The sequence below is a fragment of the Klebsiella sp. HMSC09D12 genome, from assembly GCF_001808475.1.
GTDB lineage: Bacteria > Pseudomonadota > Gammaproteobacteria > Enterobacterales > Enterobacteriaceae > Klebsiella > Klebsiella oxytoca.
Map to the genome: position 1 here is coordinate 69486 of NZ_KV793411.1, position 14973 is coordinate 84458.

The 14973-nt window shown below is 53.3% G+C and carries 15 protein-coding genes; 4 read left to right on the forward strand and 11 right to left on the reverse strand.

The features are described 5' to 3' along the window. Positions 1-8: 8 nt before the first annotated feature. Positions 9-1427 (forward strand): glutamate synthase subunit GltD, encoded by a 1419-nt coding sequence (gltD, locus tag HMPREF3178_RS04920; RefSeq protein WP_017145347.1) that lies wholly within the window; start codon positions 9-11, stop codon positions 1425-1427. Positions 1428-1469: 42 nt separating this feature from the next. Here gltD and HMPREF3178_RS04925 read toward each other — a convergent pair whose 3' ends face one another. The 10 genes from HMPREF3178_RS04925 to zapE all read right to left on the reverse strand — a co-directional run bounded on the left by HMPREF3178_RS04925 (position 1470) and on the right by zapE (position 10876). Further along, positions 1470-2165 (reverse strand): DUF1120 domain-containing protein, encoded by a 696-nt coding sequence (locus tag HMPREF3178_RS04925; protein WP_016809821.1) that lies wholly within the window; start codon positions 2163-2165, stop codon positions 1470-1472. Then, positions 2162-2692 carry a DUF1120 domain-containing protein gene (locus HMPREF3178_RS04930; protein ID WP_017145346.1) on the reverse strand — a complete coding sequence of 177 codons (531 nt, stop codon included), beginning with the start codon at positions 2690-2692 and terminating at the stop codon, positions 2162-2164. The genes HMPREF3178_RS04925 and HMPREF3178_RS04930 overlap by 4 nt, the downstream gene beginning before the upstream one ends. After that, positions 2689-5067 carry a fimbrial biogenesis usher protein gene (locus HMPREF3178_RS04935; protein WP_017145345.1) on the reverse strand — a complete coding sequence of 793 codons (2379 nt, stop codon included), beginning with the start codon at positions 5065-5067 and terminating at the stop codon, positions 2689-2691. The genes HMPREF3178_RS04930 and HMPREF3178_RS04935 overlap by 4 nt, the downstream gene beginning before the upstream one ends. 21 nt (positions 5068-5088) lie before the next feature. Beyond that, positions 5089-5766, reverse strand: coding sequence for a fimbria/pilus chaperone family protein (locus HMPREF3178_RS04940; RefSeq protein ID WP_017145344.1), 678 nt, complete (start codon positions 5764-5766; stop codon positions 5089-5091). Between the two features lie 102 nt (positions 5767-5868). Continuing rightward, positions 5869-6585: a DUF1120 domain-containing protein gene (locus tag HMPREF3178_RS04945; protein WP_004106194.1), complete on the reverse strand. Its 717-nt coding sequence runs from the start codon at positions 6583-6585 to the stop codon at positions 5869-5871. Positions 6586-7244: 659 nt separating this feature from the next. Then, positions 7245-7733, reverse strand: a complete 489-nt coding sequence (sspB, locus tag HMPREF3178_RS04950; protein ID WP_024274762.1) for a ClpXP protease specificity-enhancing factor — start codon at positions 7731-7733, stop codon at positions 7245-7247. A 3-nt stretch (positions 7734-7736) separates the two neighbouring features. Next, positions 7737-8375 (reverse strand): stringent starvation protein SspA, encoded by a 639-nt coding sequence (sspA, locus tag HMPREF3178_RS04955; RefSeq protein ID WP_004106197.1) that lies wholly within the window; start codon positions 8373-8375, stop codon positions 7737-7739. A gap of 311 nt (positions 8376-8686) precedes the next feature. Beyond that, positions 8687-9079 (reverse strand): 30S ribosomal protein S9, encoded by a 393-nt coding sequence (rpsI, locus tag HMPREF3178_RS04960; RefSeq protein WP_000829815.1) that lies wholly within the window; start codon positions 9077-9079, stop codon positions 8687-8689. A 15-nt stretch (positions 9080-9094) separates the two neighbouring features. Next, positions 9095-9523: a 50S ribosomal protein L13 gene (gene rplM, locus HMPREF3178_RS04965; RefSeq protein WP_004106200.1), complete on the reverse strand. Its 429-nt coding sequence runs from the start codon at positions 9521-9523 to the stop codon at positions 9095-9097. Between the two features lie 219 nt (positions 9524-9742). Next, positions 9743-10876 (reverse strand): cell division protein ZapE, encoded by a 1134-nt coding sequence (zapE, locus tag HMPREF3178_RS04970; RefSeq protein WP_004106202.1) that lies wholly within the window; start codon positions 10874-10876, stop codon positions 9743-9745. 190 nt (positions 10877-11066) lie between these two features. Here zapE and zapG point away from each other — a divergent pair, with 190 nt between their 5' ends. The 3 genes from zapG to degS all read left to right on the forward strand — a co-directional run bounded on the left by zapG (position 11067) and on the right by degS (position 14153). Continuing rightward, on the forward strand, positions 11067-11465 hold the full coding sequence (gene zapG / locus HMPREF3178_RS04975) for a Z-ring associated protein ZapG (protein WP_004106204.1): 399 nt from the start codon (positions 11067-11069) through the stop codon (positions 11463-11465). 172 nt (positions 11466-11637) lie between these two features. Further along, a complete protein-coding gene (degQ, locus tag HMPREF3178_RS04980) occupies positions 11638-13005 on the forward strand; it encodes a serine endoprotease DegQ (RefSeq protein WP_004106206.1) in 1368 nt (455 codons plus the stop codon). An 86-nt stretch (positions 13006-13091) separates the two neighbouring features. Further along, a complete protein-coding gene (gene degS / locus HMPREF3178_RS04985; RefSeq protein ID WP_024274763.1) occupies positions 13092-14153 on the forward strand; it encodes an outer membrane-stress sensor serine endopeptidase DegS in 1062 nt (353 codons plus the stop codon). Between the two features lie 26 nt (positions 14154-14179). Here the strand turns inward: degS and HMPREF3178_RS04990 are convergent, their stop codons facing one another. Beyond that, on the reverse strand, positions 14180-14881 hold the full coding sequence (locus tag HMPREF3178_RS04990) for a hypothetical protein (RefSeq protein ID WP_017145342.1): 702 nt from the start codon (positions 14879-14881) through the stop codon (positions 14180-14182). Between the last annotated feature and the right edge of the window lie 92 nt (positions 14882-14973).

Genomic DNA, 14973 nt, shown 5'->3' on the forward strand with positions numbered 1-14973 from the left:
GGGTTAAGATGAGTCAGAATGTCTATCAATTTATCGACTTACAGCGAGTTGATCCGCCTAAAAAAGCGCTGAAGATCCGTAAAATTGAATTTGTGGAAATTTACGAGCCGTTTTCAGAAGGCCAGGCTAAAGCACAGGCAGATCGCTGCCTGTCCTGCGGCAACCCGTACTGCGAATGGAAATGCCCGGTGCATAACTACATCCCGAACTGGCTGAAGCTGGCTAATGAAGGACGTATTTTCGAAGCGGCTGAGCTGTCGCATCAGACCAATACCCTACCGGAAGTCTGCGGACGGGTTTGCCCGCAGGACCGCCTGTGCGAAGGTTCCTGCACCCTGAACGATGAGTTCGGCGCGGTAACCATCGGTAACATTGAGCGCTATATCAACGATAAAGCGTTCGAAATGGGCTGGCGTCCTGACCTTAGCGGCGTGAAACAAACCGGCAAAACCGTCGCCATTATCGGCGCGGGTCCGGCAGGTCTGGCGTGCGCCGACGTATTGACCCGTAACGGCGTGAAGGCGGTAGTCTTCGATCGCCATCCGGAGATCGGCGGCCTCCTGACCTTTGGTATTCCAGCCTTTAAGCTGGAAAAAGAGGTGATGACCCGTCGTCGCGAGATCTTTACCGGTATGGGCATTGAGTTCAAACTCAATACCGAGGTGGGTCGCGATGTACAACTCGACGATCTGCTGAAAGGGTACGATGCGGTATTCCTCGGCGTTGGTACCTATCAGTCAATGCGCGGCGGTCTGGAAAACGAAGACGCCAGCGGCGTCTTTGATGCGCTGCCCTTCCTGATCGCCAATACCAAGCAGATCATGGGCTTTGGTGAAACGGCGGACGAGCCGTACGTCAGCATGGAAGGCAAACGCGTCGTGGTTCTTGGCGGCGGCGACACCGCAATGGACTGCGTGCGTACCTCGATTCGCCAGAACGCGACTCACGTCATCTGCGCCTATCGCCGTGATGAAGAGAACATGCCGGGCTCGAAACGCGAAGTGAAAAACGCGCGGGAAGAAGGCGTGGAATTCCAGTTCAACGTTCAGCCGCTGGGCATTGAAGTGAATGCCAACGGTAAAGTCTGCGGCGTGAAGATGGCGCGTACGGAGATGGGCCAGCCGGATGCGAAAGGCCGCCGCCGCGCGGAAATCGTTGCCGGCTCAGAACATGTGGTGCCAGCAGATGCCGTAGTCATGGCGTTTGGTTTCCGTCCGCACAGCATGGAATGGCTGGCGAAGCACAGCGTTGAGCTCGATTCTCAGGGCCACGTGATTGCACCGGAAGGCAGCGACAACGCCTTCCAGACCAGCAACCCGAAAATCTTCGCCGGCGGCGATATCGTTCGCGGCTCTGACCTGGTGGTCACCGCGATTGCCGAAGGCCGTAAGGCGGCTGACGGCATCCTGAACTACCTGGAAGTGTAACGAAAAAAGCTTGCGGGTCCCGGAGCCCGCAAGCTTATTCATTCAGAGATAGACAATACTGATTACCGCCTCGCCGTCCAACGTCACCTTTTGCCCGCTCCTGAGATTACTTCCCACCGATGCGCTTATCTGCAGAGGCACCGTTGCCGCCGTGATTGGCTGCGGCACCGAAGAGCCTTTTTTAACAAAGGTATAGAAATAGTCCTGTCCCGTTGGGAGCGGTAAAAGCGAGGAAACTTCCCACGGTCCCTCCTTGCTGGCCGATCCGGCGATATCAACGGCAACTTTTTTATCATCAACTGCGATGGTATTGGCGGAATCGATTTGCATCGCATAGCTGCCAATAGGTTTATTTTCCATCGTCATACCCAGACCAAAAAGCCGTAATTTGTCGCTTATGTATCCGCCACCATTGACCTGAAAAAGCACTCCCTCATGGCCGTGTGTATCTTTTCCCGTGATAGCGGAACTGGATCGCGCATCTCTCGCCGTAATAGCGATCCCGGTGGAGGATTCGCAGGTAATCGTTAAGGTAATATCCCGCACGCCCAGCTGGGTAAACGCGGACGTTGATAGCGACCCGACATGCCGCTCACCGAAATCTACGATGCCGTTATGGCTCAGCGTTGGCGTGCACGCCGCCGCTTCTGCGGTCACGGTAAAATCAATACTAAGGTTGTCGCCGGCGTGAAGGATCGGACTGAGTAAAAGCGCGAATAAAACAAAGGCGTACCTCATGGAGTTACCACCCTGATCTGCAGATTCCCACGATACGTTACGCGATCCGTAATCGCCTGGCTCTCCATCATTGAAGCCACGTTCAGAACCACAGAGAGCTGACTGGCTTCAATCTCTTCTCCCTGTACAAAGGCGATCCCTTGATTGAGCGCAATGCGGGATCGCTTTGCTGCTTCCGCGGTAATCGGCGCCCAGGCGCTCCGTACAGGGACCAGCATCACGTCGCGATCGTCAGCCACCGCTTGCCCGGCGGTAATATTCATTTCCCCACGATTGCCAAGTGCGAACCTGCCGTTTTGCGCATAGGCGCTACCGAAGAAAAGCCGAATACGTTGTGGCTTATCACAATGTACATGCAGGACGAACTGCTTTTCCGGAAGTACCACAGGCTTATCTCCCGCCTGCTGACGTTCTGCCGGGCGAACGGGCAGATAGTCAACCGAACGCTGCGTGCTATTTAATTCGCATCCGGCCAGAAGGGCGCCGGAAAACGCCAGCAGGCTAAGGCCCAGCCATAGACGAATCATTGACATACCCCGCTGGCATTTTCATAGAACGCATCTGCGTCTGGCGCTTCAGGCAGCGTTATCGAGATGCGGCAACTTCCCTTTTCCAGTTTCGCCACCAATGTTTGTCTCCCTGTGAGGTTGTTCAAAAAAAGCACGCCGTCATCGACGGAAGTCGTTAAGTAATTGCCCGCTGAATCCGTTACGGCGACCCCCTTCGGCAGCGGATCACCGTTCCCCATCGTGACATCCAGCAGCACCCGGCGCTCCGTGATGGTAGAAAAGCGGATTTTGCCTACGGCCCCTCGGCCTTGCTTGAGCATTCTGAGCCCATTGCCAATATCCATGTTCTTTGGCAAAGTCGCGGTGTTGATTTCAACGGCTGCCTCTCGCCAGGCCGAAACGGAAGGAATGACTGCCTGACCGCTGAAGTCAGTCCACACCGGCCCCTGCGATGTCTCGATGCGCACTCCGGAAACCGGCTTATCCAGGCTGGCAATGGCAAAGGTGTCGCGAATCGCCCACGGTGTAAAAGTCACACCATGGCGGTGGGCGGCCATTCCCCCGCGCAGCGTTCCGGAATAGCTATGGCTCTGCGAACCGTTGGTACTCGCATTCATGCTTAGCTGCGTGTAATGCAGATTCTGATTTATCCCGCCGCTGAAGCTGTTCCGACTCTCGGTCTGGTCACGTTCGGCGCCGAGGGTATAAGTGGTATCATCGCTGATAGTGCCCGTTACCGAAGTACCGAATCTCTTCCGCCCTTTTTCACTGCGCGCGTAAGCGTTGACCGAATGCTGCTGGAAGGGAATATTCAGGTTCAGGTAAAAAATATTATCATTGCTTTGTTCGATACTCCCGCCGCTGAGCTGGCGCTGCCAGCTTGCCGATACGGAAAATGCGCTAAAACTCTTTCCCCAGTTAAGCGTCGCGTAGCGAGAATTATTTTGGCTATCGAACCCTGTTACATCATAGAAGCTGGCGCTCATCGTACCTATAACAGGGTGTCCCCAGCTCGCACCCAATGAGTACTCCATTTTATTGGTGGCGCTAAAACTCTTATCAATGGCCTGAGAAAACTCACGATACTTTTCAGAATATTTGCTCAACGAAGCATTCAGCCCAAAACCGGACTGTGTTGCACAGGAGGTCGATAGAGTGTACTTCTGGCCCTGCTGCGCATTATCGCGATCGAACGCCTGGTTAATCTGAAGAGAAAGCGAAATTTCCTGCGGCAGTACTGAGTCAACGCGTATTCCTAAGGCCTGGTAGCTCTGGGCAACGATCGCGCCGCTAGTTAAATTATGCCTGGCGTTCAGCTTCCAGCCGCCAGCCAGGCTGGCTACCCAGGGCTGCTGGCTATATGCATCGCTCACCCGGCCTAATGAAAATTGATATCCGCCCGCAGGCCCCAGCCCGGAGCGATACAATGAGGCGGGAACCACCTGGCTATGCTGGCTGCCATCGGTCTCAATAACGGTGACCGTCAGATCGCTGGTGACGTTGAGCAGGGGAATATCCGTTAAGGTAAAGGGGCCGGCAGGCACTAAAGTGGAATACACCATGATCCCTTGCTGGCGGATCTCAACCCGCGCCTGCGGGGTACTGGCGATCCCGGTTACCAGCACGCCGCTCCCGGCATCGTTAAGGGCGCTCTCCGGCATCAAGGAGATACCGTATAGCTCGGTGCCGTCGAGCAAAGGGTTATTCATGCCTATTTCACCCGCCTTGACGGTGCTTTTTATCTGCGTAAAGGTGCGCTGTAGGTAGGTCTGCGAATTTTCGCTGGTAAACTGATTATTCGCACGGCTTAATAGCTGATGGCTACGCAGCAGCCAGGTATTCACGTTTAGACCGCCGTCCAGCATCAGCTGCGAATACTCGGAATGACCGCCGCTATAATCGTTGCGCGAAGCGAAAAAGGTATAATTCAGCACCCCAGCCGTACCGCTCGTGTCGTATCCGCTGAGGTCGGTACTTTGGTGGACTAACTGCTCCTGCGGTAATATCAGATCGATTCGCCCTTTTCCGGGCGACGCTTTCAGGATCGTTTCAGGATGGGCCTGTAAATAGTCATAGCAGCCCTCGCTATCGACCACGGATTGGCGAATACCGGCCTGTTGCATAAACGCTTTATCGAAACACAGCTGGCCGTCATCATCAAAGTGGGCGACGATATTTCCCTTATCCTTACCGTTAACGCCCAGCATAACCGAGGTCACTCCTGGCAGGAATTTGGCTTCTGAAGAGAAATAATGCGCAATTTGCGGATCGATACCCAAAGACGTTAAGGTTTCACTATCAAATTCTATTGCGCTCTTTTTGGCCTCTTCAGCTACCGCCAGTTGAGCGCTTCCCAACCCGATAAGACAGGCCAACAGCTTTTTCCTGAGCATTCCGTTCATCCTTGAACATGGTTACTGCAACGAGGTGATGTAGCGCTCTCCTTTATATCCATAGCGGCTTGCCGGGAAAAACTCGACTTTCGTATCCGCTCCCGCTTTAGCAGGTAATTTTACGCTGACGCTGGTGTGCGGCAGGAGATACGTTTTCGCTAACTCGCCGGGAGAACCTGAAGGCAAAGTATTAAACATGGACGTCATCCTGACGACATAGTCGCTCGGATTACTGATTTCCAGCTGGCCCCCCTTTTTGCGCCAAACCAGATGTTTCCACGGCGCGGGCTCCTCCGCCAGGCCAGCCGGATGGATAATGACCGGTAAATCCTGACGAATAGTGACCGTTGTTTTCAGTTTTCCCTTTTCCTTCGGCGGTATTCCTTCAAAGGTGACCCGTTTAAACTCTTCCTGTTGTAGCGGTTTAGACGTTTGCAATATAAAGCGGATCTTTTGCGTGTCCCCTTGCTCTACGCGTACTACCGGCTGCGTGACAATTAAGCGGATAGATTTATCGCTATCGGCTAAATCAACCACTTTGGTATAAAGCAGGGACGGATGCGGATCTGAATTGGTGAGGTTCATCGACACCTCACCTTTTTGTTCATCAACGAGTAAAACAGATGTCTCAGGCACCATGCCGCTGGCATAGGCCCGGGTCGTCAATATCAATAATGACAACAGCAGCGTTTTTTTCATATTAGTGGTGTGTATTAAAATGAGATAGAGCTTATTAACAGGCCCAATAAATTTTATAAAAATATTTATTGGGCCGAATTTCAGAAGGACAGCATATAAATATTAGAGATAAACAAGACTCAGCGTGGCATTACCATCCAGCTCAATTTGCGTTCCGGCACCCAGTACACCATTGTTCTGAACGGCGGAAACGATATCCAGCGGCATCACTAAATCTTTAAACAGCATTGGGGTGGTTTTGCCGGTTTCAGCAACGGTAACGATACGGGTAGCGTCGGAGTAATATAAAGCCCCGCTATTTGCATTCTCCCACGAGCTATTTGCCCCGCCTCTATTTTTCACGATCATATCCACTGCCGCGCCATCAGCAGTTAATCCATCCTTCATTGCCGTAACGGAATAAGCACCGATCTTCATGTCATTAACGGTACCGAGGCCAAACGCCGCAGATTCCGTTGTCATATTTTGCCCCGGGATATAGTCAGCAATATACGCCGAGCTTGAAATCTCAACTTTAGAACTGGCACGGTTATCCTTCGCCACGATGCCCACGCTGGTCGCCGCATCGCAGCTAACCGTTAGAGTAATGGATTTTTTGCCCAACTGAACCAGGGTGCTACCGCTGACCGGCTTTTCGAGAACCGAGTTGTTCATAGAGCCGTAATCAACAACACCACTGTTGCTCAGCTCCGGGGTGCACGCAGCCGGAACAAAGGTTCCTTTAACGGTGAGAGTAGTATCCGTAGCAGCATTAACGCCCGCAGCAGAAACAATAGCAGCGCAAACGCATAGCGCAGAAAGCGACTTTTTAGAGAACATATCAATTTTCCTTAATGTATCGTACGACCGATATCAATAAAAATATCGGCACATCCTTTATCCAATTAAATCATTGCCACTAATCATCCCCTCAATAATTATTGAGAAAAGAATTAGTCACTGGAAGTAATGATGAAAGAGACTCCTCTCACCGCCGGCTAATCTACTTAATTGAACGACTAATCTCAAGAAAAATAATCGCAAATTTTAAAAAGTAAAAACCTTCAACAATTACAAGAAGATAGTAAATGAATTGCAAGTAAGTTAAATAAAACACGGGTCAGTTAATTAATCTGCTCTTTATAAATAAACGGCATCAATAGTAAAATAAGAACACATATTCATCATAGAAACACCTTAATTAAAGTTACAACAAATAAACCCAGAAAAATATGAATTCACACTCCCATTTCATCTAATATACCCTATCTCCTGTGCTGGATGACCATAGGGCACAGCAAAATAATCTGTGCAGACCCAGCCCACAGCAGAAACACACTTTGCCCTGACGGAGAAGAGACTCGACGCCAGCAGTAAAGTTATAAAATGAAAAAAAAGCGAAGCATAGCTATGGCATGCTTCGCTCGGGATAGGGGATGCCGTCTGATTCACATATGAATTCATATATGAATCAGGCCCCGCAGGGCCTGTTATTGATATCACTTCACAACGCGTAGCGCCGGGCGTCCGCCACGGGGCGGCGGCGTATCATCCGGATCGTCGTCGTGATTATCTGGCTTATCGCCATCGATCACCGACATGACCGTTTCGCTGTCAGGCAGCTCTTCTTCATCGTTCAGGCTGGTGACATCTTCATCGTAAGCGGCTTCTGGTTCGAACATGGTCCCCGCACCGTTCTCACGCGCGTAAACCGCCAGTACGGCAGCCATCGGCACGGAGACATTGCGCGGCACACCGCCGAAACGCGCGTTAAAACGCACTTCGTCGTTCGCCAGCTCCAGGTTACCGACAGCACGCGGAGCAATATTGAGAACAATTTGCCCATCACGCGCATACTCCATCGGCACAAGTACGCCCGGCAGAGTCACGTCAACGACCAGATGCGGAGTCAGCTGGTTATCCAGCAGCCACTCATAGAACGCCCGCAGCAGGTACGGGCGACGAGGCGTCAGCTGTGATACATCCATCATTTAGCCCCGACCGAGGCGCATTTCACGCTCGGCTTCAGTTAAAGAAGCGAGGAAGGAGTCGCGCTCAAATACGCGAGTCATATAGCCTTTAAGCTCTTTCGCGCCAGCACCAACCAGCTCGACGCCAAGAACCGGCAGGCGCCACAGCAGCGGAGCCAGGTAGCAGTCCACCAGGCTAAACTCATCGCTCAGGAAGTAGGGCTTCTGGGTGAAGACCGGCGCAATGGCCTGCAACTCTTCACGCAGCTGCTTACGTGCAGTATCGGCCTGCGAAGCGGTACCGGTCTGAATAGTATTCATCAGAGAATACCAGTCTTTTTCGATACGCTGCATGTAAAGACGGCTTTCCCCACGGGCCACCGGATAAACCGGCATCAGCGGCGGATGCGGGAAACGCTCATCCAGGTATTCCATAATGATGCGAGATTCCCACAGAGTGAGCTCACGATCCACAAGCGTCGGCACGCTTTGATTCGGGTTGAGGTCAATCAGATCCTGAGGCGGGTTATCCTTCTCCACGTGCTCTATCTCAAAACTAACACCTTTTTCGGCCAGCACGATGCGGACCTGATGGCTATAGATGTCAGTAGGACCAGAAAACAGCGTCATTACCGAACGTTTGTTGGCAGCGACAGCCATGAAAACCTCCAGGTATATTCAGAATTTTGTACTGCTGCCGACCACGGATGGCCAGCCAGATGTAAAAACCCCATTTGCGTGATATCACTTTTGCTTATCATCCAAACAAAAAATGAACAATCACCTGCATTTGGGCAGAAAATTGGATGATAGTTTACCAGATTTTGAAGACGTTGTGGTGAGGGTATTCTGGAAATGCTGAAAAAGTGGTAATAATGGGGCGTTTGTAGAGTGAAAATGGCAAATTTATCCATAAAAAAACCCGCCGAAGCGGGTTTTTTCGCAAATTGTTCTGCATAAGCAGAGGACAATTAACGTTTGGAGAACTGCGGACGACGACGTGCTTTACGCAGGCCGACTTTCTTACGTTCAACCTGACGAGCATCACGAGTAACGAAACCAGCTTTACGCAGTTCGCCACGCAGGGACTCATCGTACTCCATCAGAGCGCGGGTGATACCGTGACGGATCGCACCAGCCTGACCAGAGATACCACCACCTTTAACGGTGATGTACAGATCTAATTTCTCAACCATGTCGACCAGTTCCAGCGGCTGACGAACTACCATGCGGGCAGTTTCACGACCGAAGTACTGTTCCAGAGAACGCTGGTTGATAACGATTTTACCGTTGCCCGGTTTGATGAAAACGCGAGCTGCGGAACTTTTGCGGCGACCGGTGCCGTAGTATTGATTTTCAGCCATTGCCTATAATCCCGATTAGATGTCAAGAACTTGCGGTTGCTGTGCCGCGTGGTTGTGCTCGTTACCCGCGTAAACTTTCAGCTTACGGTACATAGCACGACCCAGCGGGCCTTTTGGCAGCATGCCTTTAACCGCGATTTCAATCACACGCTCAGGACGGCGGGCAATCATCTCTTCAAAGGTCGCTTCTTTGATACCACCGATGTGGCCGGTGTGGTGATAGTACATTTTGTCTTCGCGCTTGTTGCCGGTTACAGCAACTTTTTCTGCGTTCAGAACGATGATGTAGTCACCGGTATCAACGTGCGGAGTGTATTCCGCTTTGTGCTTACCGCGCAGGCGCAGAGCCAGTTCGGAAGCCAGACGGCCCAGAGTTTTACCGGTCGCGTCAACAACATACCAGTCGCGTTTTACGGTTTCTGGTTTAGCTGTAAAAGTTTTCATTAAAAGCTTACCCAAATAAATAAGTTACACGTTGGTGAACACCCAAACGTTTAGTCAGTTGAGGTTCACACGACATTGTCCAGCAAACCTACCCCTTCGAATAGCCTATGCCGGCACATAGAAAGTTTTGGGAAAAAAACCTTCTCGTAACGTGGGGTCGCAAGATTATAGAGAAGTCGGGGTCAAAGATCGACCCCTTTATGTGATTTGTACCCGGTTTTACCCCGCCAGGTGTTCTCGCTTCAGATACTCCTCGCTCTGCATCTCCTGCAGGCGCGATAAACAGCGCTGGAACTCGAATTTTAATCTCTCGCCCTGATAGATCTCATACAGCGGAACCGCCGCACTGACCACCAGTTTGACGTGGCGTTCGTAGAATTCATCGACGAGGGCGATAAAGCGCCGCGCCTCGCTCTCCATCAGCCCGGTCATCACCGGCACATCAAAGAGCATGACGGTATGAAACAGACGCGAAAGCGCAATATAGTCGTGCTGGCTACGCGCATCCACGCACAGCGTCGCAAAGGAAGCCGCCAGCGTCTGGTTCTCAACGCCTAACGTCGGCAGCGGGCGGTGGTTTATCTCCAGCGTTGGCATCTGCTCGCGCTTTGCGCCCGCCAGCGCCAGCCACAGTTTGTCCATCTGCTGGCGGGTCTCAGCGTTCAGCGGCGACAGCCACAGGTGCGCCTGGGTCAGCGTGCGCAGACGATAATCGATGCCGGCGTCGACATTCATCACATCGCAGTGCTGCTTAATCGCGTCGATCGCAGGCAGGAAGCGGGCGCGCTGCAGACCGTTACGGTACAGTTCGTCAGGAGGAATATTCGACGTCGCCACCAGGGTTATCCCGCGGGCAAACAGCGCTTTCATCAGACCGCCCAGCAGCATCGCATCGGTAATGTCAGAGACAAAAAACTCATCAAAGCAGAGCACATCGGTTTCAGCTTTAAAACGGTCCGCAACGATTTCCAGCGGATCGCTGTGCCCCTGCAGCGTGGTTAACTCTTCATGTACCCGCAGCATAAAGCGATGAAAATGCAGACGTTGTTTACGTTCTCCCGGCAGACTTTGAAAGAACAGATCCATCAGCCAGGTTTTCCCTCTGCCGACCCCACCCCACATATAGAGACCGCGAACTGCGGCCGTTTCGACAGCGGGTTCACGCTTGCCCAGCAGCTTGCCGAATTTCGCCCGCAGACCGCCGCCGGTTTGCGGCGCTACCGAAGGTTTATTCTGCAATTCTTGATAAATCGTATCGAGGCGGCTGACCGCTTCTCGCTGAACGTCGTCAGGTTGATGGCTTCCCTCTTTGAGAGCGGAAAGGTAACGCGATGTTGGGGACAGGCTTTGCATGATCTAATTGTTATTCCTTGAAAACCGTAATGCCGTAGCTCACGATTGACGAAAAAAAGGCTGCTCTACACTACGTGATGATACGCCAGGATTCCACTTCTGTGGAATTAGCGGTTATAGTGGCACTATCGGGCGCAGGCGGAGAGCCTCATAGCCACCCTACGGAACCACAAAACAACGGGAGATGTTCATGACCTGGGAATACGCGCTAATTGGGCTAGTTGTCGGCATCATTATCGGTGCCGTCGCGATGCGTTTTGGCAATCGTAAATTACGCCAACAGCAGGCGCTGCAGTTTGAACTGGAAAAGAATAAAGCAGAGCTGGAGGAGTACCGCGAAGAGCTGGTGAGCCATTTCGCCCAGAGCGCCGAGCTTCTGGATAACATGGCGCATGATTACCGCCAGCTGTATCAGCATATGGCGAAAAGCTCCAGCAACCTCCTGCCGGACACCATGGCGGACGCTAATCCGTTCCGCAATCGTCTGGAAGAGTCCGAAGCGGGCAACGATCAGGCTCCGGTCCAGATGCCGCGCGACTATTCTGAAGGCGCATCCGGTCTGCTGCGCGGCGGTGTAAAGCGCGATTGATTCGGCAACGCCAGTAAAAATATTTTCCGGGCGCACCCTCTGCGCCCGTTTCAACCTCTCATCCCAGCTACAATTTAACTATTGCCCACGTTGTTACCGGGTCGAAAATTCAATAACATCGGGCCATTCGGGACGTTTCCCATACACCTCAGGTTACGAGAGCCAGCAACTAATGAATAAACCAACTTTGCTGTTGAGTGCGTTAGCGTTAAGCATTGGGTTGTCGTTGTCAGCCTTACCTCCGGCAGCAGCGTCTTTACCGACACAAGTTCCGGGCCAGGGCGCGCTGCCAAGCCTCGCGCCAATGCTGGAAAAAGTGTTGCCGGCGGTGGTGAGCGTACAGGTTGAGGGTACCGCGTCACCCGCGCAGGATATGCCGGAAGAGTTGAAAAAATATTTTGGCGACAACGCGCCGCAAGAGCAGGCGCAGCCTTTTGAAGGACTGGGTTCTGGGGTCATCATTGATGCCGCAAAAGGCTACGTGCTGACCAATAATCACGTCATTAATCAGGCCCAGAAGATCAGCGTCCAGCTCAACGACGGGCGTGAGTTCGATGCCAAACTGGTCGGCAGCGACGAGCAGAGCGATATTGCACTGCTGCAGATCCTCAAGCCCAGTAATTTGACGCAAATCGCTATCGCCGACTCGGACAAGCTGCGGGTTGGCGACTTCGCCGTCGCCGTCGGTAACCCGTTTGGCCTGGGTCAGACCGCCACATCCGGGATTGTTTCCGCCCTTGGCCGCAGCGGCCTGAACCTTGAGGGGCTGGAAAACTTTATCCAGACCGATGCTTCCATTAACCGCGGCAACTCCGGTGGCGCGCTGCTGAATCTCAACGGCGAGCTGATTGGCATCAACACCGCCATTCTGGCCCCGGGCGGCGGCAGCGTCGGCATTGGTTTCGCCATTCCCAGCAATATGGCAAAAATCCTCTCTCAGCAGCTTATCCAGTTTGGCGAAATCAAACGCGGCCTGTTGGGTATTAAAGGAATGGAAATGAGCGCGGATATCGCCAAAGCGATGAATCTTGACGTCCAGCGCGGCGCATTCGTTAGCGAAGTCCTGCCAAACTCGGGGTCGGCTAAAGCGGGCGTTAAATCTGGCGACGTTATCGTCAGCCTGAACGGCAAACCGCTCAACAGCTTCGCCGAACTGCGTTCACGCATCGCCACGACCGAGCCGGGAACCAAGGTGAAATTAGGACTATTGCGTGAAGGGAAACCCGTTGAAGTGGAGGTCACGCTGGACAAGAGCACCTCGTCTTCCGCCAGCGCAGAGCTTATCGCTCCGGCGCTACAGGGCGCATCGTTAAGCGACGGTCAGATGAAGGATGGGACCAAAGGCGTCATCATTGATAACGTCGATAAAGGCAGCCCTGCCGCGCAGGCCGGCCTGCATAAGGACGATATCATTATTGGCCTCAATCGCGAACGCGTGCGCTCGATTGCCGAACTGCGAAAAGTACTCGAAAGCAAACCGACGGTCATTGCACTGAACGTCGTTCGCGGCAGCGAAAGCATCTATCTACTGCTGCGCTAACTCGCCTTCCGGACATCGCGTGCAGTGCGATGTCCGGACAAGTCGTGTTATGCTTCGCCTGTCTATCCATCAAAGATATCTGCATCATGCCTGCAAAGCTTTTACGTTCGATACTTATCGGTTTGATCGTCGGCGGTTTGCTGCTGGCCGTCATGCCTTCCCTGCGCCAGTGGCAGCTTTCGCCGACCACGCAATACGATAGCGCGGATGAATCCCCCGCCAGCTATAATTCCGCCGTCCGTCGCGCGGCGCCTGCGGTCGTCAATGTCTATAACCGCGCCCTTAACAGCACCAGTCATAATCAGTTAACGCTCGGCTCCGGCGTGATCATGGACCAGCGCGGCTATATTCTGACCAACAAGCACGTCATCAACGATGCCGATCAGATTATTGTTGCCCTGCAGGATGGCCGGGTCTTTGAAGCGCTGCTGGTCGGCTCAGATACCCTCACCGATCTGGCGGTATTAAAAATCAACGCCAGCGGCGGTCTGCCGGTTATTCCGATTAACCCGAAACGCGTGCCGCATATCGGTGACGTCGTGCTGGCGATTGGCAACCCGTACAACCTCGGGCAAACCATTACCCAGGGCATTATCAGCGCCACCGGGCGTATCGGTCTGAACCCCACTGGACGCCAGAACTTCCTGCAGACCGATGCGTCAATCAACCACGGTAACTCCGGCGGCGCGCTGGTGAACTCGCTGGGCGAGCTTATGGGTATCAATACCCTGTCATTTGATAAAAGCAACGATGGCGAAACGCCGGAGGGCATCGGCTTTGCGATTCCTTTCCAGCTGGCGACCAAGATTATGGATAAGCTGATCCGCGATGGCCGCGTGATTCGTGGCTACATTGGGATCAGCGGCCGCGAAATTGCGCCGCTGCACGCGCAGAGCGGCGGCGGTATCGATCAATTGCAGGGGATTGTAGTCAATGATGTGGCGCCGGAAGGCCCGGCAGCCCAGGCAGGGATCCGCGCCAATGACGTGATTATTTCGGTTAACGATAAACCCGCCGTTTCCGCCCTGGAAACCATGGATCAGGTCGCAGAGATCCGTCCGGGCTCGGAAATTCCGGTGGTGATTATGCGTGACGATAAAAAAATTACGCTGCATATCGCCGTACAGGAATATCCTGCGACCAACTAACAGGCTCCCCGAACGGGGAGCGCTATTTAATCAGCAAAAATCGGCCCGGCCGGGAATTTCGCCAGAAACCCGGTGACGGCCAGCAGCGACCACAGCCCCGGCCAGGCAAACTGCCGCTCCCGCAGCTCGTCATCGAGCGTCATCAGCGCAAATTCGCCGTTATCACCCAGTACGCCGCCCTGCCAGAGCAACCGTTGAGCCTGCTGCCGCGCCCAGGGTGATTCGCTCTTCCAGGCCAGCAGATGCAGCAGCGACTGCTGCAGGCAGACGCCATGAGGATGCTTGTCCCGCAGCAGTCGCCGGTAAACCGGCAGCGATATGCTGCGCACGGTATAAAATCCGCTGCGGGTTTCAGCATCGGCATCCGCCGCGCCGGCACAATACTGGCCGGCCAGGTCGCACAGACGATTGTGCGTCAGCGTCTTTCCCAGTGCATCCAGATGACCCGCTGCGGCACACAGCAGCCCACTTCTTTGCATCCACGGTGTGGAGTCCCGAAATACCGTATCAGGCAGCGCCGGTTCTGTTTCAGCTGCTTTATTTTGCGTACCCGCCTCATAGCAATGGACAAAAAAATCATGGCCTCCGCGGGCAACTGATGGGTGCGCTAACAGGTTAAGCGCGGGCTGCAGTTGTTCAACTTCATCTACTGATGCCAGCATGTAATCGATAATGACATCTTTTGTCGATGCCCTGCTTTCGGGGCGTAATGTTATGGTTTCATTCATCAAAGCCTCCTTATAGGAAATCTCCCGGTGGCGCTGCGCTGACCGGGCTACGGGTCCGTGCGATCCGGTAGCCCGGACAAGGCGCGTTAAGC